This window comes from Cloacibacillus evryensis DSM 19522 (assembly GCF_000585335.1).
In the GTDB taxonomy this organism is placed as follows: Bacteria; Synergistota; Synergistia; order Synergistales; family Synergistaceae; genus Cloacibacillus; species Cloacibacillus evryensis.
The window spans coordinates 2152633-2170802 of record NZ_KK073872.1 but is presented as its reverse complement, the minus strand read 5'-3'; the positions used below and the strand labels follow the sequence as shown (position 1 = coordinate 2170802).

The window sequence follows — 18170 nt, the reverse complement described above, 5'->3', positions numbered from 1 at the left end:
CGCCCCTCTTCGTTCAGTTTAAAGTGTGCCGCGCTTCAGGCAACGGGAAAAAAGTGGGAAAAGTTGCGTGAAAATACGTAAATGGATAAAGAGTTCTTGATCGTTCCGTCGAAAAAAGGTTAACAAAAATATAGATTTAAGATATAATGTCCATGTTATGTCATCCGGTCGCGATCCCTGACGGATAATTGTGGAGCACCACAGTGGGGTCGCGGTCATATAGAGCCGACCGTCTGGGCAGCATTCCTTTCGAAGCTGCCCTTTTTCATGTTTTGTATGAAAAAGGGCGCGGGAGAGGGATGTTTTTATTATGAACGGGAGGAAAGCTATATGAGGGAAGAATGGCAGGGCTTCAAAGAGGGCGAATGGTGTGAAGGCGTCGATGTGAGGGGGTTTATCCAGAGCAATTACCGGCCTTACGAGGGCGGCGGAGATTTTCTCTGCGGCCCGACGGAGCGCACGGGGGCGCTGATGAAGAAACTGGAACATCTTTTCAACCTCGAGCGGCAGTTCGGCGGCGTGCTCGATATCGATACGCAGACGGTGACTTCGCTGACGAATTACCGCGCCGGCTATCTGGATAAAGAACGTGAGATCATCGTCGGCCTACAGACGGACAGGCCGCTGCGGCGCGGCGTGAACCCCTTCGGCGGCATCGCGATGACGCGCAAGGCCTGCGAGTCCTACGGCTATTCCCTCTCCGACAAGGTGGAGACAGAATTTCAATACCGCACGACTCATAACGACGGCGTATTCCGCGTCTATTCCGACGAGATCAAGACGGCGCGCCACTGCGGCATCATCACGGGGCTGCCGGACTCCTACGGGCGCGGGCGCATCATCGGCGATTATCGCCGCGCCGCGCTCTATGGAGTGGACCGCCTTATTGAAGAAAAGAAAAAGGACAAGTCGCGCGCCGCGGCCTCGGATGTGATGCTGCAGGATAATATCCGCCTGCTGGAGGAGATATATCAGCAGATAAACTTTCTCGGCAAGCTCAAGGAGATGGCGGCGCTCTACGGATACGACATCTCACGCCCGGCGGCGGACGCGCGCGAGGCGGTGCAGTGGCTCTATTTCGCCTATCTCGGCGCGATCAAGGAGCAGAACGGCGCGGCGATGTCCATCGGCCGCGTCTCGACCTTCCTCGATATCTATTTTGAACGTGATATCGCGCGCGGGCTGCTTGACGAGAGCGGCGCGCAGGAGATAATCGACGACTTCGTGATGAAACTGCGCATGGCGCGCCACCTGCGCACGCCGGAGTATAATGAGCTTTTCGCGGGCGATCCGATGTGGATCACGGAGGCGCTCGGAGGCATGGGCGAGGACGCACGCACGCTCGTTACGAAGAGCTCTTACCGCATGTTAAACACGCTCTATAACCTAGGCCCCTCCGCGGAGCCGAACCTTACGGTGCTCTGGTCGAAGAGGCTGCCGGAGGGCTTCAAGCGCTTCGCGGCGAAGCTATCCTGCGATACGGACGCGATCCAGTACGAAAACGACGACCTTATGCGTCCGCTCTACGGCGACGATTACGCGATCGCCTGCTGTGTCTCGGCGATGCGCGTCGGCAAGGAGATGCAGTTCTTCGGCGCACGCGCGAACCTCGTGAAGCTGATGCTGATGAGCCTCAACGGGGGACGCGACGAGAAGAGCGGCGAGCAGGTGGGGCCGGCGCACGTGCCTTACGGCGGCGAAATGCTGGAATACGACAGGGTGCTGGCGCTGATGGATATCTACCGCCCGTGGCTGGCTAAGACCTATGTCTCGGCAATGAACATGATCCACTATATGCACGACAAGTACGCCTATGAGAAGACGCAGATGGCTCTGCACGATACCGACGTTCACCGTTACATGGCCTTCGGCGCGGCTGGGCTCTCCGTGCTCGCCGATTCGCTCTCGGCGATAAAATACGCAAAGGTGCGCGCGGTGCGCAGTGCGGCGGGGCTGATCACCGACTTTGTCACCGAGGGCGATTATCCGGCCTTCGGCAACGACGACGACCGCGTGGACGATATCGCGCGCGAACAGATAGAGCTCTTTTTTAATGAGCTGAAAAAACATCCCGCCTACCGCGGCGCGGAGCACACTCTTTCGATACTGACAATCACCTCGAACGTCGTCTACGGCAAAAAGACCGGCTCGACGCCCGATGGGCGCAAGGCGGGGGAGCCCTTCGCTCCCGGCGCGAACCCGATGCACAACCGCGAGAAGAACGGCGCGCTCGCTTCGCTGAACTCGGTGGCCAAGCTCTCATACGCCGCCTGCCGCGACGGCATCTCAAACACCTTCTCGATCATTCCCGAGGCACTCGGCCATTCGCGTGATGAGCGGCTGGGCAACCTGGTCTCCCTGCTCGACGGCTATTTCGCGCAGGGGGCGCACCACCTCAACGTCAACGTGCTGAATCGCGAGACGCTGCGGGAGGCGATGGAATGCCCCGAGAAGTATCCCAACCTTACGATCCGCGTTTCGGGCTACGCCGTGAACTTCCACAAACTCTCACGCGCGCAGCAGAGGGAAGTCGTCTCGCGGACCTTCCACGGCGTGATGTAGCGTGAAGGGGCGCATCTGCGCTTTTCAAAGCCTGGGAGCGGTCGACGGTCCCGGCCTGCGCTGCGTGATCTTCGCGCAGGGCTGCCCGCTGCGCTGCGCCTATTGCCACAATCCTGAGAGCTGGGAGGCGGCGGGCGGCGAGGAACGTTCCGTCTCCTGGCTGACGGCTAGGATCGAGCGGCTGCGCCCCTATATTGCCGAAAAGGGCGGCGTCACGCTCTCGGGCGGCGAACCGCTCATGCAGCCCGAGTTCGCGGCGGCGCTCTTCCATGAGCTCAAGGAGCGAGGCTATCACACGGCGCTCGACAGCTCGGGCGCCTGCGGAACGCGCGGCGCGGAGGCGGTGTTGAGATATACGGACCTCGTGATCTGCGACCTTAAATTTACAACGGAAGAGGGCTACTTTAAATACTGCGGAGGCTCGCTCGCGCCGGTGCTTGAATTTCTCGCTCTGACGGAGGCGATGAGGATACCGCTGTGGATACGGCAGGTGATCGTGCCGGGAATAAACGACGGCGAGGCCGACATACCGCGCCTCAGAGAGGCGGCGCGCCGCTTCGCCAACCTGGAAAGGATCGAGCTGCTGCCCTTCAAAAGGCTCTGCGCCGTAAAGTACGAACGTCTGGGGATAGATTTTCCGCTGAAGGACTATCCCGAATGCTCGGCGGAACGGCTCGCGGAGCTGCAAAAGATCGCGGACATACGCTGAGCTTGTTGCGAAAGGGGCGGTTTCCCTGTTTGCGGAGCCGCCCGTCCGTCTATTCCAGGGCCGCCTTTTCGGCTATCCGGCGGTATTGTCTCTCGATCTTGTCGAAGCTCCCGGCGATGCTTTCGCCGTCCTGTGCGGAAAACGACGTAATAATATCGTCGGCGAAGCCGTCCGGCAGGTAAACGTTTTTTTCATTCACAAGCCGCGCCAGCGCGCCCTTCTCGTTGATCATGAACATGCGGTTGAAGGCAAAAAGCACCTGCATCAGCGAGACCGCGCAGCGAAAGAGCGAACCGGCGGCGTAGACGACGTCGCCTTTGCCGGCGGATTTTCGGCCGCACATGGCAGAAAACCAGCATTCCCATAAGAACTTATCCATCGCGGCGCGGCGGTATTTCTCGGGAAAGGGAACGAGACGCGCCTTTTCTTCGCGCAGCCGTTCGTTGGCGCAGGATAATTCGCGGCAGGCAGCCGCCTCTCCCGCGTAAATCGAATTGACGAAGCCGAAGGGATGACCGCACTGATAATCTATCGTGATCTCGCCCGCGAGACATTGGCCGATGACAGAACTCACCTTCGCGGTGTCGCGGAAAAGAAAGTCGACCGGCATTCCCCCGACGCGAAGCCAGCCGCCGCCGTTTATCCACAGCCCCCATTCGCCTGGCGAAGTCACCGCGTCTCTCCGGTGTTCGTCGTCGATGAGCGCGGCGCGTCCGCGGAAATCATCGAGGTCGAACGTGCCGGCGTCATAATATATGCCGATGTCGATATCCGAATCACGGCCCGCGGTGCCGGTGGCGCGCGAACCGCCGAGCACGACGGCATCTATCCCCCGCACGCCGGCGAATGTCTCCGCAACCTTGTCTATTATCATGTTTGCCGTATCCGTCATATCAAATAAGTCCCCCTAAGGGTATCTTTTGCCCTATGTCATTACAATATCATAATTCCCCGCGCAAGTCAGCAGCGGAGGAATTGCGTAAAATTGCGATTTGACTAAATTTGTTCAAACAGGTATAATGCCTGTCGAGGTGAGAAAAGTGCCTGAGGATAAAACAGTCGCCCAGAATCGAAAGGCAAGGCATGAGTATTTCATCATAGATTCTTTTGAGGTCGGCATCGTTTTATCCGGGACGGAGATAAAATCCATCAGGGAGGGAAGGGCCAACCTTAAAGACGGCTTTGCCTCGGTGGAGGGCGGAGAGCTGTGGCTCTACAACGTCCATATCTCGCCCTACGAAAAGGGCACGATCTACAACAAAGACCCGCTGCGCCCGCGCAAGCTGCTCGTCCACAAGACGGAGATCCGCAGGCTGCTTGAGAAGACTCGCGAGAAGGGTTTCACACTCGTGCCGCTCAAGATATACCTCAAAGAGGGCAAACGGGCCAAGATCGAGCTTGCCGTAGCCAAGGGCAAGCAGCTCCATGACAAACGCGACAGCGCCGCCGAACGCGACGCCGTCCGCGAAATAGAGAGAGCGGTACGCCGCAAAGGCCGCGGCGAAGACTACTAAGATCAGGCATCACCCGTACCACCAACTGGGGACGACAGGTTTCGACAGCAGACGGATGGTCGGAGGGAGCGTGCCGAGGATGGGGAATCCTCGTTAATCCGGCTCCAAAACAATAATTGTCGAAGACAATTACGCACTCGCTGCTTAGTTAAGCAGCGCGCTCTTCCGGGCTTCCGCCGTTGGGTCCGGAAAGAGCGTCACAAAGACGGCTGGGATTGCGGCAGAGCTTTTCGGCTGACGTCCGAGATCCAGGAAAGGCTAGGGAAAGAGAATCCTGTCTATGGGAGCCTCCGCCCCGAATTTTAAAGCGTAGACTACGCACGTAGCGCCCTCCAGATCGGCCTCTGTTGGACCGGGGTTCGATTCCCCGCGTCTCCACCAGAAATTTTCAGGCAGCCCTTTACCGGGCTGCCTTTTTTTCGCTATGGCCTGCATACCTTACATGGCCGATGTCCGTCCTTTACGGCCTCGTCCCTGGTGTTGTAATAGACGGCGTTTTCGGGAGATATCTTTTTCGCCCAACGGCAGTTGAGCGTGTGGAAGGGTTCTCTGTCGCGCGAGGCGATAAAGTTCCCCGCGGCGGCGCAGAGGGCCGCGGCGGCGAATATCAGCAGAATGGCGACTGCGGCGGCTAGCTTTTTCATTTCTTCTGCCTCCCTCTCATGAACTTATGGTGCGGGATTTTTTTCTTTTTCATATTATGCCGATAGCCCAACTATACCATAACATGACGCGAACAAGCCCTTTTATCTCTGCCCACGGTCTTAAAAACATCCGCGCATTTTTTCGCCGATCTGTGAAATAGTCCTCCTAATGCCTAGCAATTCGTGAAACTTTATGTCATACTTAAACGTGCACTTTAATGACGGCCGGAGGTGACGGGGCGGCGCCCCTGTTATGAAAAAAGAGAATAAGATCCTTATTATTGACTGCGGTTCACAATATACACAACTGATCGCAAGACGCGTGCGCGAGCTTGGCGTCTACAGCGAGATACTTTTCTGGGATTCTCCGATAGAGAAGCTCCGCGAGTCCAATCCGGCGGGAATTATAATTTCCGGCGGACCGCGCAGCGTGCTTGATCCTGACGCGCCGGCGGTCCCGATGGAGCTGTTGTCCGCCGATGCCCCCGTGCTGGGGATATGCTACGGTATGCAGCTGCTGGCGCACCAGTTCGGCGGCGCGGTGGAGCGCGGCAGCTCCGCGGAATATGGCCGCGCGGCGGTCAACGTAGAAGAGGGACGTCTTTTTACGCGCTGCGGCGGCGATAAAAAACTTGCGGTCTGGATGAGCCACTGGGACGAGGTAAAGAGGCTCCCCGTGGGCTTCAAGGTCACGGCGCGCAGCGAGAGCGGCGCGATGGCCGGCTTTGAGTCGGCGGACGGGCGCGTGACGGCGCTGCAGTTCCACCCTGAGGTTGCGCATACGCCGAAGGGACAGGAGATACTTTCCGCTTTTCTTTTTGACATCTGCGGCTGCACGGCAGACTGGACCCTCGGCAATGAATGGATAGATCATGAAATAGAGAAGATACGCGCGAAGGTCGGCGGCGGCAAAGTCATCTGCGGCCTCTCCGGCGGCGTGGACTCGACAGTCTCGGCGGTGATCACCCAGCGGGCTGTCGGTGGACAGCTTCACTGCATCTTCGTCGACCACGGAATGCTGCGCAAAGACGAGGGCAGACAGGTGATGGAAACTTACAAATCGCTGAACCTCAACGTGCATTTTGCAGACGCGAGCGAACGCTTCCTCACGGCTCTTGCCGGTGTGACGGAGCCGGAGCGCAAGCGCAAGATCATCGGCGAGCTTTTTATCCGTGTATTCGAGGAGGAGGCGCGCCGTCTTGGCGGCTCCGACTGGCTGCTGCAGGGAACGATCTACCCCGACGTGGTCGAGAGCGGCCACGGCGGCGGCGGTGTGATCAAGACCCACCACAACGTCGGCGGTCTTCCCGATGATATGAAGATGGGACTGCTCGAACCGCTGCGCGACCTCTTCAAAGATGAGGTCCGCCGTGTCGGCAAGGTGCTCGGCATCGCGCCGCATTTCCTCGGACGCCATCCCTTCCCAGGCCCCGGACTGGCGGTACGCTGCCTCGGCGAGCTCAGGAAGGAGCGCCTCGACATCCTGCGCGAGGCGGACGCGATATTTATAGAGGAAATTCGCAAAGCCGGACTTTATGATTCAATATGGCAGGCTTTCTGCGCGCTGCTGCCCGTGCGCAGCGTCGGCGTCGTCGGCGACGTGCGCACATACGGCGAAACGATAGCGCTGCGCGCCGTATCCTCGCTCGACGCGATGACGGCGGAATGGGTGCATCTGCCCTACGAACTGCTAGACACCGTCTCGCGCCGCATCTGCAACGAGGTGCCGCAGGTAAACCGCGTGGTGCTAGACGTGACCTCCAAGCCGCCGGCAACTATTGAGTGGGAATAGAGATACTGCGGTAAAAATATAAAACAGACCCAGAGACCTCGTTGCTTGGAACCGGCAGCGGGGTCTCTGCGAAATTGGTGTTATTATAAGCCGAGAGGTCCGCATTCAGGTGAATATCGTTGTCGGGACAGACTGACTGTCGGATATGTTTTTGCTTACGCGGAAGGGGTGTGTGAAATGCCGGAGCTGCCGGAGGTCGAAACGGTAAAACAGGTCCTCGCGCCGCAGATCAGGGGGCTGAGGATAGCCGGTATTACGGTGAACGATCCGAAGGTCGTCGCGCGGCCATCGGCGGAAGAGTTTGTCCGTGAGCTGAAGGGCGAGCGGATCATGGAGCTGGAGCGCCGGGGAAAGTTTCTCTCGCTTTGCCTGGAGGGCGGCGGCAGAATCGTTCTGCATCTCCGCATGACGGGTTCGCTGCTGCTGACGCCGCCGGATTTTCCTTTAGAGAAGCATACCCATCTCATCTTTCATTTAGAGAACGGGCGGGAGCTGCGCTTTACGGATATGCGCCGTTTTGGGCGCTTCTGGCTGATCCGCGGCGGCGAGGAGGATCTTTTCAGCGGCGTCAGCCGGCTCGGCCCGGAGCCTTTTGACGAGGACTTCAGCGCCGCTTACTTAAGTTCGGCCTTGGCGAAGCGGAAGTCGGCCGTTAAAAGCTGCCTGCTCGACCAGGGGTTTATTGCCGGTATCGGGAATATCTATGCCGACGAGAGCCTCTTTGCCGCGAATATACGTCCAGAACGACCGGCCTGCGGCCTCTCTGTCGATGAGTGTGAGCGGCTTGCCGCGGCGATACGGGAGGCGCTTCTGACCGGCATTGCGGAAAACAGAATGAGCGCCGAGGAGTATCTCGCCGGAAAGGGGCGCGGGTACCGCTCTCGCTATCTGAACGTATACGGCCGCGCCGGCGAGCCCTGCCGCGTATGCGGCGAACGCCTCCTCCGCGTCGTAGTAGGCGGCCGCGGCAGCGTCTATTGCCCGAAGTGCCAGCGATAGCGGAAAGTGTGATGAGGGCGTATGGAGTTCTTCGGTCAAATATCATTTTCTAAAATAGTTATTGACCTTCCAGGCATCTAGTAATATTCTATTCTCATCGGCAACGATACCAAGATTAAATGTATTTACAATAGTTCCAATAATCGAAAGAATGGCTCTAAACCATATACTGACAGTGTATAAGCGAATCTTTATCGTTGATAATCATTTATCTTCTTTTATATATTCAATAAAGGCCGTCGAGTTAAATTAAAGGTTTTTTAATTTAACACAAATTAAGGAGGAGTTTTATTTTGAAAAGATTACGATGGATCTTGGCGCTTTGTTCTGTTTTTGTTCTTTTCTTTACGGCGTCTTCTGAGGCTGTAATTTCGCGTAATAAGAATATCGCTGTCTTCATCGGTGATATTGGGCAAACCTTCTTCACCTCCGGAGGCGCGGCCGAAAACACGATCCGCGGCATACTTCTGCAGAACGGCTTTAAGATCGTAAATGAAGCTCAGATGGAAAAAATTAAAAGGAGTGTGGACACCAGGAAGATAATCGGCGGGAACAAAAATCTCATTAAATCATTCACAAAAAATTATCACGTCGGCCAGGTAGTGGTTGGACAGGCTACTGTGCATAAACCAAGATTAAACGAATTCAATATGTACACAGGTACCGCTGTCGTTTCTTTAAACGCCTATGACGCAAACGCTCAATATGTGGCAGCATCTTCCGTCACCGGCAAAGAAGTTGGGTATTCAGAAGATGAAGCCGCACACAAAGCACTGATTGCGGCCGCCCAACAAGCCGCCGTCCAACTCATCGCCGGGAATGGCGCGGGGCAGGCCGCAGCGTCTTCACAGATATGCGCCCTCTCTATCTCAAACGTAGGCTCCTTTAACGGCGCCAACGAGATACTTGTTGCTTTAAAAGGGATGCCGGGCGTCGCGGATGTGAAAATGTCCGGCTACGGAGCTGGAAACGCCTCTTTTGAAATCAGCGGCAGCGTAAGCGTCACAGAAGCGGCCCAGTATCTGATTAACCGTTTTCCCAACCTTCGGCTCGGCGTTGTAAACGGGGCCATGGCTCAGATGTCATTTTAGGGGGCATGCTTTAAATGCAGAAAAAACTTCTTTGCGCAATCTTCGCTCTTCTGATTTTTGCCATACCGTGCTGGGCAAAGCCGGTCATTTCAATTCAGCCGTTTATAGACAAAGCGGGCGTAGGGTCTCAGATAGCGTCTGCAATTACGGATATGATGACGACGGAATTGATGAACACGGGGGCCTTTGACATCGTCGAACGGGAGCGCCTTGGAGAGATCGGCGCAGAACAGAAACTCGGACAGTCCGGGCTGGTCGATTCGTCGACGGCTCCGAAAGTTGGCAAGCTTACCGGCGCCGAGTACATGATAACGGGCGCGATAACGCAATTCCATTATCAAACACCGGGAGGCGCCGCCATACTGCCTGGAGTCGGCGGCGGGTTTGTTTCCAATACGGGCTACGTGACGCTTGACGTGCGGATAGTCAGCAATACGACCGGCCGCGTCACCTTTACCAGCAGGCAGGAGGGCGCGGCGACTAACAGCTCCGGCGCGCTGATATCAGTCTTCGGCGGCTTCGGCACGATAAAACATGGCGGAGTCATGGCGGCTGCGACACAAAAGGCCGTTTCAAAAGCAGCCGACGACATCAGGGCCCGTATAGGAGGCGGCGCGACGTCCGGCGGCGGAAGCGCGTCAGGGCTGCATGTGCTCAGCGTATCCGGAAATTCCGTTACGATCGACGCCGGCTCGTCGCTCGGCGCGCGCCGCGGCCAGCATTACGCTGTCTACAGCGAGAGCGGAGTGATAAAAGGACTGGACGGCTCAGTGCTCGGAATCGAAAAAAACTTTAAATCGGTAATTGTAGTTGAGGATGTCAATCCAAATTATTCAACCGCTAAAATCATAAAGGGCAGCAAAGACTTGAAACGGGGAGACTTATTGGAAAAAGTAAGCGACCCGTCAAGCGTCAAACTATAAACTAAGCAGCAAGAAGGGAAAAAAACAAATGAGAAAAAGTATCGCGCTTTTCATTTCATTATTTCTGTTTCTCGTATCAACCGCCGCCCCGTCTTCCGCGGCAATGAGAATTGCCGTCATGGAATTCCAGAACAAAGCGCCGGAGGGCAGCAACCTTGTGGCGCAAGCCCTGACGGACATGTTTACTACCGAGATGGCCAACACAAAGACGTTCGAGGTCTACGAACGCTCGCGCCTCGACGCGATCGCGCGCGAACAAAAGCTGGACCAGTCAGGGCTCGTCGACGTGGGCACAGCTGCCAAAATAGGCAAATTGATTGGTGTCGATTATATCATCCTCGGCTCAGTAACAGAATATACCGAGGCGGTGGGAGGCGTCGTCATCTCCTTTATCGGAAGCGCCACACATACAGGAAAATGCACGCTTGATACGAGGATAATTAACACCACGACGGGCAGCGTCGCATTCGGCGTACGGGAGACCGGCATAGCGGACCGTTCGGCCGGCGGCATAAGCATAGGCGGGATCACATACGCAGAGGCCGATTTCGGCGGGATAAAAGCAGCCGCGGCGCATGATGCCGTCGTAAAAGTCATCCGCGAGCTTCGCAAAAGACTTGGCGGCGAAGTGAACCATGTAATCGCGCTAAACGGCGACGAGGTGCTCATTGATATGGGGTCGTCGCTCGGCGCTAAAAAAGACGACCTTCTCGTCGTCTACGCGGAAGGCAACGCCATCACAGGACTGGACGGCAAGGTGCTGGCCACCGAGAAGAATAATTACGCGCTCCTCAAAGTAAAAGACGCACAGCCCGCTTTCAGCAAATGCCTTGTTGTAAAAAACACAGGGCCTATTGAAAATATTTTTAAGGGCGATCTCATAGAGCCGGTAGACAGAGGCGAACATAAGAACCTCGCATACAGGAAAGAACGCGCTCCGCAATACAGTCAGGACGCTCTGAACGTTCTTTACGGCGGCGGCGCATCCCCAGCCGCGGACGCTTCTCCCGCTGCGGCGTCCCCGGCCGCAGGCCAAACGCAGGCGTCTCCATCCGGTTCTGCTCAATTGGTACCCGTAAGCGGTATCGACCCGAACACCTCCGATCAGGTCGAAGTGATGAAAACATATCCCATCTCACAAAAAGAACGTAATCTCATTCAGATAGCCCATTCAGCCGGTGTAAAACAACTTCAGAGCGGCAATCCCAAAGAGGCTGTCAAGAGCTTCGAACGCGCTGTGAAAGGCTATCCGCAAAATTTCGTAAGCGCCTACTGGGCCGGCCTCTGCGCAATGAAAATGAAAGACAACTCGCTTGCGCTGCAGTGGTTCAACAGAGCTCTTAAAATGAACCCGAACTATCAGCCGGCACTAAACAAAAAGGCGGCATTAAGCAAATAGACCTCGCAGCAGAGGCTTGGACGGGCGACGCGGCACCTTGATATTCCGACAATAGCATAACGGCTATGCGTCCCTTAAAAAATGAGAGGGTAAAAACTTGCGATAATTAAATTTTTGAGCCCAGCTTTTTATCCGCTCCCCTGCGTCAAATATTTTCCGCTCCTTTTTAACTTGAGCGGAAAATATATCATAACTTTGCCTCCGCAGAGGGGGCGGCGAAGATATGCAATCAGAGGCGGCGATGCCGCGACAAAACGGGCAGGTGTTTTCATCAATGACGGATGAAAGCTCGTGCCCGTTTTGCATTTCCGTGGCCGGATGATGCAAGAGCATTCTGCGATTTGCATAAACACAGGCAGGGAAATACGGGAGACTTCAAAGAGGGAGGATCCCCCTTTGATTCCGGGCGAACCGGCGTCGTTTCTTGCTCAATCGCTCGGCCGCGGCTTTTTCAGTCGGCCAGTATCTCCTTCACGCGCCCTACCTGCCCGTCTCCGAGCATCACCTTTATGCCGTGCGGGTGCGTCGGGCTCTTCGTCAGAAGCCGCGCCACAACACCCTCCGTAAGTTTTCCGGTGCGCTGGTCGGCCTTCAGCACTATGCTCACATGCGCGCCTATCTTTATGTCCGATCTCGTCCTTCCGTCCACGAGTACTCCTCCTTCGGCCCCGCTACAGCGGCGCCGGACAATTATTATAACGCAGCCGGGGCGCTTGACGTATGGCTCAACTGTAAAACTAACTCCGAGTTTGCAGAAGTAAACGCGAGCGCAGCGTCAGCTTTCGCACGATACAACGGTTAAAGGATAACTATAAGAATATCGTTGGCAGTCAATGAGGCGCGTTTTGTAATCTTCTTTGGCTGCCGACGCTGTTTATAGGCTTTTTTGAATGATTTTTAGGACACACCAACATTGACATGCCGTAAACACGATTTTTGTGTAAAAGTTATCGCGACAGGTTATGTTCGCTCTCTTAATGTCACGGTTTCACATCGGCAATTTCAAGCTATACTATTACCGTTGCCTGTTACGAAGTAACGCCGGCGTTAGAAGAACGTCCTCCGGCGAAACAGGCGAAACGCCCCGCAAGCGGAGAGTCTCCTCTCCATGAAGAAAGCTGAACACCTCGTATGAAGATCGGCCGTTCAGCTTTCTTCTCAATAATGAGTTGATGTTGTTAGACAGCAGCTGCATATCGGCCTGGTCAAGATCATCGAAGCTCGTTCCCTTCGGAAGTACTTTGCGTATCTGCTCATGGTTGTTTTCTATAGATCCCTTTTGATTCGGCGACGCCGGATCACAGTAAAAGACATGGCACGGACTGTCCTCTCCGCCGCCAAGCTCCAACGCCGCCGGATCAGTAAATTCACTGCCGTTGTCAGTAAGGATGACGGGGAAAAGCTCGATATAGAGTTCGCGCCCAAGGTTATGGTATAAAGCATTGAATATGTCGGAGACAGACTTCGCAGTATTGGCATCGCGCAGAAAGATCAGCATCAGCTGCGCATCCAGGAAATGGACTGTGAGCATGACCTTCCCTCCGACCCTGCCGTCCACGGAGTCGATCTCAACTATAGGGGTGTCAGGGTGCGCCGTGATAAACGCAATGAAATCGCTGTCCCCCCGTCCCTCTCTGCACTTCGTATCGACCTTGAAGTTCTGCTTCGACAGACGCGACAGACGTCTGCGGACCTTACGCGGAAGTTCCAGATTTATCGCGTCAAACCGCTTCTGGTCTATATAGTTGTATATAGTCTTCTCCGAGCACATCAGCGAATCCTTTTCAGAGCTCCAGATATGATAGACCGACTGTCCCTTTTTTATGCGCGGGGAGATGATATCGTTCAGCCGCTTTAGCTCTTCGTCGGAAGCCGTTATGCCCCGTCTTGACTCCGACAGCACGGAGGCAGCCTTCTTCTCCGCAGACAATGGCTCGTAATCCGCTTTTTCCAGAGTGCATTGCATCCGTTTTGGACAGGCTCCGCATACATAAGGCGGAGACAGGAGCAGCACACATTCCTGCTTTACATATCCCGGACATATCGACCGGCAATACGTACAGTCCCTGCAATGTTTTTTAAAACACGGCCGGTTTCCGCGGCAGAGCAGGGACACATTGCAGTTAAAACGATTATTGCAGTCGTTAAAAGGATGTCCTGCACCGCCGGACTGCTTTTTGACAAGATGCCTCCTTATTTCTTCAGAGACAGACGACGGATGCTTGCCTATTGCTTCCGCGATAGCTCTGAAAGAGCATCCCTCTTTGAGTTTTGCTGCTATTTCGTTACGATCGTTCAGAGTAGGATGTTTAAAGCCCCTGTTCATTTAAAACGCTCCATTCCAAAAGCCCGTGTGAAACCGTGTCCTTAATACGATAGCTCTAAACCGGCAGAAGTTATTTCGTTATATGTGAAATGGTGTGTTTCGGAGAAGTTATTGCGTGATGACCAGTGGGGTGCCGTCGGAGTTACGTTTGCAATTAACGCTTTTCGGTCATTTAATGTTTTTTCCCGGTAGATATGAAGCATAAAAAGACTTATACTGAATGGCGCAGATATAATGATTTAGGAGGCCTGTCCGTTGACCACAAACAGATATGTACTTGCCGCGAAGAAGATACGTACCAGTGTTATCCCGCTTGTCGTCCTTCTCGCCTTTTTCGCCATGGTGTCCTGGTACATCATAAAGCCGCTCGCGATGCCGTTGATGTGGTCGATCCTCTTTTCATATTTCGCCTATCCGATCTTCACCTTTCTGCACAAACGCCTGTTTCGTGAGAGATACCGCAATATCGCGGCCGCTATCAGCACCGGCGTGATCTTGGTCTTTATCGCGCTGCCGCTGCTGATGCTTTCTATCTTCGTCACACGTGAGGCGATCCGCATCAGCAGGCAGCTCATGGAGAGCGGTCTCATCTCGGGCTCTTACGCCGATATCATCGCGGCCGTCAAGTCGCTGCCGATTTTTGGCGGATTTGTCAACGAGCTGGATCTTATTACGGATCTGCCTATCGTAGACGCGCTGATAAAGGACAGCGCGCGTTATGTGACGGCCTTTCTGACGATGATCTCAAGCCAGATATTCGAGAGCATACTCAAGCTCGCGCTGATAATACTGATCGTCGCCATCACCTCGTTCTTCCTCGTGCGCGACGGACGCCGGATGATAGATTATGCGACGGACCTCCTCCCTCTGCCGGAGGAGGAGCGCGTCGGCTTTGTGATGCGCACGGCGGTTATGCTGAAGGCCGTCGTCTGCGGCATAATCATGACGGCCGCGGTCCAGGGCACCTTGGGCGGCCTTGGCTGGTGGTATGTCGGCCTCGCGCACCCGGTCTTTTTCGGCTTCTGCATGTTCATGACGGCGATGATACCGTTTGTCGGCACCCCCGCGATATGGGTGCCCGGTTCCGCCGCGCTCTTTCTGCGCGGCGACCTCTCCGGCTGTGTCATCCTTTTGCTGTGGGGACTGCTGGTCGTCAGCTCGATAGATAATTTTATCAAGCCGATATTCATCTCCGAGGGCAGCAAAATACACATGCTCCTCATCTTCGTCGGGCTCTTCGGCGGCCTTTACGCCTGGGGGTTCCTCGGCGTATTCGTCGGACCGCTGATCCTTTCGCTGGCGCTCTTCCTGCTGGACATATACCACAGCATAATCAAGACCCCGGATGAGGATTGTTTCGCGGGGGCTGAGGATGATTAGGATCTTCGCCGTTTCGGGTTTTAAGAACAGCGGCAAAACGACGCTGTGCCGTAAGCTGCTTTCGGAACTCGCGCGCCTGGGGGTGCGGACCGGGTATATAAAGAGAACTTCCGACGAAGTGCTCGATGATGACGATACTGACACCTCCGCCGTGGAGAGGATGGGAGTCGCCTCGGCGCTGTGGGGGACGGACGGCCTGTGTTTCGAAGAGGCGGAGACGAAGCCCTTTACGCCGGAGTATATAGTATCGCGGTACTTTCCCGACGCGGAGATCGTGATACTGGAAGGCGGCAAATACCTGGACCTTCCCAAGATATGGGTGGAGAGCGGCGAGCCGAGGCCGGCCGGCGTGCGCGGCGTATTTATGGTGTATGACAGAGGCGCCGCCGGCGACGGGAAGCTGCGTTTCGGCGAAGGGGACGAAGCGATTATCGCGGGGAGGCTGGCTGCTACCGTCCGCGGGAGCTATTATCGCAGCTCTAAGGTCTATATCGGAGACCGCCCTCTGCCGATGAAAGATTTTATCGCCGACTTTGTTAGGGGAGCCGTGCTCGGCATGCTTGCCTCACTGAAGGGCGGAAAGGATCCGCAGGCGCCGGTCCGCATATACCTTGACGGAGAAGCGAACAAGTAGGCGTAAATTATTGTGTGCGCGCCCAAATTAAGTTCTTTGGCGATGTTGCTTAATGTGCTTCTTGAAGATATAATAATTCACTGGTTCGACACACAGTCGATAATATAAAACCTTCAAGGGGGTCACTTCAACAATGAATATTTTAGCCATTGTAGGAGGAATAGGAGTAATCGCATTGCTCTTTGCGGTATATGCGTCGGGCAAAATCAACGCGTTCAAAGTAGAAAACGCGCGAGTAAACGAACTGTCCGGAATCATTCAGGGAGGCGCGATGGCCTTCCTCTACAGGGAATATAAAGCCCTGGTACCCTTCGTCATTATTGTAGCAGCCCTGCTGGCGTGGAAAATAAACGTTCCGAGCGCCGTCTGCTTCGTAGCGGGCGCGGCCTGCAGCGCCCTCACCGGCTACGTCGGCATGAAAGTTGCCACCAAGTCGAACGGCAAGACAGCCTTTGCGGCGATGCACGGCATGAACGACGCCCTCACAGTCGCCTTCATGGGCGGCAGCGTTATGGGCATGACGGTCGTGGGAGTAGGTCTCATCGGAGTAGTGGCGATGTACATCCTCTTCCAGAGCCCGGACACCATAACGGCCTTTGGATTTGGGGCGAGCTCGATAGCGCTCTTCGCGCGAGTCGGCGGAGGCATCTACACCAAAGCCGCTGACGTGGGAGCGGACCTTGTCGGTAAAGTGGAAGCCGGTATTCCCGAAGACGACCCGCGCAACCCCGCCGTCATCGCGGACAACGTGGGAGACAACGTGGGCGACATCGCCGGAATGGGGGCCGACCTCTTTGAATCATACGTCAACTCCATCATCGCGGCCATGGTCATCGGCGCCATCAGCCTTGATCAGGCAGGGATCATCTACCCGCTCATGCTGGCGGGCATAGGCATAATCGCCTCGATCCTCGGCACATTCTTCGTACGCGTCAAAGAGGGAGGGGACCCGGCCAAAGCACTTCGCTACGGTCTCGGCTCCACCGGCCTATTCATGCTCGTCGGTACTTTCTTCATAACCAACTGGCTCTTCAGCGACCTCACACTCTTCTACGCCGTAGTTTCAGGAGTCGTCTCCGGCCTCCTCATCGGCGCGGCGACGGAATACTACACCTCCAGCGACTACCCGAGCGTTAAAGAGATCGCCTCGGCCTCGGAGACCGGTGCGGCCACCAACATCCTGGCCGGTCTTGGAGTAGGCATGAAATCGACAGCCATCCCCGTGATCCTCGTCTGTTGCGCCATAATCGCGGGAGTATTCTTCGGCGGACTCTACGGCATCGCCTGCGCGGCGGTAGGAATGCTTGCCATCACCGGTATGGCGCTCTCCGTTGACGCCTACGGCCCGATAGCTGACAACGCGGGAGGCATCGCGGAAATGGCTGAGCTCCCTGAAGAAGTGCGTGAAATCACCGACCACCTCGACGCCGTAGGCAACACCACGGCGGCCGTGGGCAAAGGACTCGCCATCGGCTCGGCGGCCCTTACGGCGCTGGCCCTCTTCGTCGCCTTCGCTGAAGCCACCAACCTCCAGTCCATCGACCTCAAAGATCCCTTCGTAATGGTGGGGCTCTTCATCGGCGGACTCCTGCCCTTCATCTTCAGCGCCCTCTCCATCCAGGCGGTAAGCCGCGCGGCGGAAAAAATGATCGAAGAAGTACGCCGTCAGTTCCGTGAGATCCCCGGAATAATGGAAGGTACGGGCAGACCTGAATACGAACGCTGCGTAGACATTTCCACGGCGGCGGCGCTCAGAGAGATGGTCATTCCCGGAGTCATGGCGGTCCTCGCGCCAGTCCTCGTTGGCTATCTGCTCGGAGCGGCGGCGCTTGGAGGAATGCTCGGCGGTTCCATCGTGACTGGCGTCATGATGGCGATATTCATGTCCAACTCCGGCGGCGCGTGGGACAACGCGAAGAAATACATAGAATCCGGCCACTTCGGAGGCAAGGGAACGGCGCCGCACGCTGCGGCGGTGGTAGGAGATACTGTTGGCGATCCGTTTAAAGACACTGCGGGACCGAGCCTCAACATCCTCATCAAGCTCATGTCGGTCGTCGCCACCGTCCTTGCTCCGCTCTTCGCGCTATAGTGCAATAAACAGAGCAAAATTTGTGATAATATAAATTAGAGGGAGAGCCGCTACTCTCCCTCTAATCTTCTTAATGAGATACCGCCGCCGTCAGGTATTATTGAG

15 protein-coding genes, 1 other RNA gene, 1 pseudogene and 1 riboswitch are annotated in these 18170 nt (G+C 55.7%); of the genes and pseudogenes, 12 read left to right on the top strand and 5 right to left on the bottom strand.

Annotated elements, in window-relative coordinates:
- Positions 1–163 precede the first annotated feature (163 nt).
- Positions 164–246: riboswitch (ZMP/ZTP riboswitch) on the top strand.
- An 84-nt stretch (positions 247–330) separates the two neighbouring features.
- Both pflB and pflA read left to right on the top strand, forming a co-directional pair.
- Positions 331–2562 carry a formate C-acetyltransferase gene (gene pflB, locus CLOEV_RS09640; protein WP_034445701.1) on the top strand — a complete coding sequence of 744 codons (2232 nt, stop codon included), beginning with the start codon at positions 331–333 and terminating at the stop codon, positions 2560–2562.
- Position 2563: 1 nt separating this feature from the next.
- Complete coding sequence (gene pflA / locus CLOEV_RS09635; RefSeq protein ID WP_034443419.1) at positions 2564–3271, top strand: pyruvate formate-lyase-activating protein; 708 nt, start codon at positions 2564–2566, stop codon at positions 3269–3271.
- Between the two features lie 49 nt (positions 3272–3320).
- On the opposite strand, the gene CLOEV_RS09630 is transcribed toward pflA, so the two are convergent.
- Positions 3321–4163, bottom strand: coding sequence for a nucleotidyltransferase domain-containing protein (locus CLOEV_RS09630; protein ID WP_034443418.1), 843 nt, complete (start codon positions 4161–4163; stop codon positions 3321–3323).
- A 127-nt stretch (positions 4164–4290) separates the two neighbouring features.
- Here CLOEV_RS09630 and smpB point away from each other — a divergent pair, with 127 nt between their 5' ends.
- Both smpB and ssrA read left to right on the top strand, forming a co-directional pair.
- On the top strand, positions 4291–4785 hold the full coding sequence (gene smpB / locus CLOEV_RS09625) for an SsrA-binding protein SmpB (protein WP_034443416.1): 495 nt from the start codon (positions 4291–4293) through the stop codon (positions 4783–4785).
- A gap of 27 nt (positions 4786–4812) precedes the next feature.
- Positions 4813–5166, top strand: a transfer-messenger RNA (tmRNA) gene (ssrA, locus tag CLOEV_RS16455).
- Between the two features lie 41 nt (positions 5167–5207).
- Here the strand turns inward: ssrA and CLOEV_RS09620 are convergent.
- On the bottom strand, positions 5208–5429 hold the full coding sequence (locus CLOEV_RS09620; protein ID WP_008712479.1) for an Ada metal-binding domain-containing protein: 222 nt from the start codon (positions 5427–5429) through the stop codon (positions 5208–5210).
- A 253-nt stretch (positions 5430–5682) separates the two neighbouring features.
- Between CLOEV_RS09620 and guaA the strand changes: the two genes are divergently transcribed.
- The 5 genes from guaA to CLOEV_RS09595 all read left to right on the top strand — a co-directional run bounded on the left by guaA (position 5683) and on the right by CLOEV_RS09595 (position 11633).
- The gene (guaA, locus tag CLOEV_RS09615; protein WP_034443413.1) at positions 5683–7221 is read left to right on the top strand and encodes a glutamine-hydrolyzing GMP synthase; all 1539 of its coding nucleotides are present in this window, start codon (positions 5683–5685) and stop codon (positions 7219–7221) included.
- A gap of 177 nt (positions 7222–7398) precedes the next feature.
- Positions 7399–8220: a bifunctional DNA-formamidopyrimidine glycosylase/DNA-(apurinic or apyrimidinic site) lyase gene (gene mutM, locus CLOEV_RS09610; protein ID WP_034443411.1), complete on the top strand. Its 822-nt coding sequence runs from the start codon at positions 7399–7401 to the stop codon at positions 8218–8220.
- A gap of 293 nt (positions 8221–8513) precedes the next feature.
- Positions 8514–9311 carry a hypothetical protein gene (locus CLOEV_RS09605; protein ID WP_034443409.1) on the top strand — a complete coding sequence of 266 codons (798 nt, stop codon included), beginning with the start codon at positions 8514–8516 and terminating at the stop codon, positions 9309–9311.
- 14 nt (positions 9312–9325) lie between these two features.
- Entirely contained in the window at positions 9326–10234 is a 909-nt protein-coding gene (locus CLOEV_RS09600) for a CsgG/HfaB family protein (protein WP_034443407.1), read from the top strand.
- Positions 10235–10262: 28 nt separating this feature from the next.
- On the top strand, positions 10263–11633 hold the full coding sequence (locus CLOEV_RS09595; protein ID WP_034443405.1) for a CsgG/HfaB family protein: 1371 nt from the start codon (positions 10263–10265) through the stop codon (positions 11631–11633).
- Between the two features lie 451 nt (positions 11634–12084).
- On the opposite strand, the gene CLOEV_RS09590 is transcribed toward CLOEV_RS09595, so the two are convergent.
- The 3 genes and pseudogenes from CLOEV_RS09590 to CLOEV_RS17550 form a co-directional block, all read right to left on the bottom strand.
- On the bottom strand, positions 12085–12282 hold the full coding sequence (locus CLOEV_RS09590) for a YwbE family protein (protein WP_034443403.1): 198 nt from the start codon (positions 12280–12282) through the stop codon (positions 12085–12087).
- A 366-nt stretch (positions 12283–12648) separates the two neighbouring features.
- Positions 12649–13599 carry an IS30 family transposase gene (locus tag CLOEV_RS09585; protein WP_245591124.1) on the bottom strand — a complete coding sequence of 317 codons (951 nt, stop codon included), beginning with the start codon at positions 13597–13599 and terminating at the stop codon, positions 12649–12651.
- Positions 13600–13830: 231 nt separating this feature from the next.
- Positions 13831–13959 (bottom strand): annotated as a pseudogene (locus CLOEV_RS17550) (helix-turn-helix domain-containing protein); the annotation flags it as partial.
- Between the two features lie 255 nt (positions 13960–14214).
- Here CLOEV_RS17550 and CLOEV_RS09580 point away from each other — a divergent pair.
- The 3 genes from CLOEV_RS09580 to CLOEV_RS09570 all read left to right on the top strand — a co-directional run bounded on the left by CLOEV_RS09580 (position 14215) and on the right by CLOEV_RS09570 (position 18065).
- Positions 14215–15339, top strand: a complete 1125-nt coding sequence (locus tag CLOEV_RS09580; protein WP_034443397.1) for an AI-2E family transporter — start codon at positions 14215–14217, stop codon at positions 15337–15339.
- The gene (locus CLOEV_RS09575) at positions 15332–15973 is read left to right on the top strand and encodes a molybdopterin-guanine dinucleotide biosynthesis protein MobB (protein WP_034443395.1); all 642 of its coding nucleotides are present in this window, start codon (positions 15332–15334) and stop codon (positions 15971–15973) included. Before CLOEV_RS09580 ends, CLOEV_RS09575 begins: the two co-directional genes overlap by 8 nt.
- A gap of 133 nt (positions 15974–16106) precedes the next feature.
- The gene (locus tag CLOEV_RS09570) at positions 16107–18065 is read left to right on the top strand and encodes a sodium-translocating pyrophosphatase (protein ID WP_008712466.1); all 1959 of its coding nucleotides are present in this window, start codon (positions 16107–16109) and stop codon (positions 18063–18065) included.
- Positions 18066–18170 lie beyond the last annotated feature (105 nt).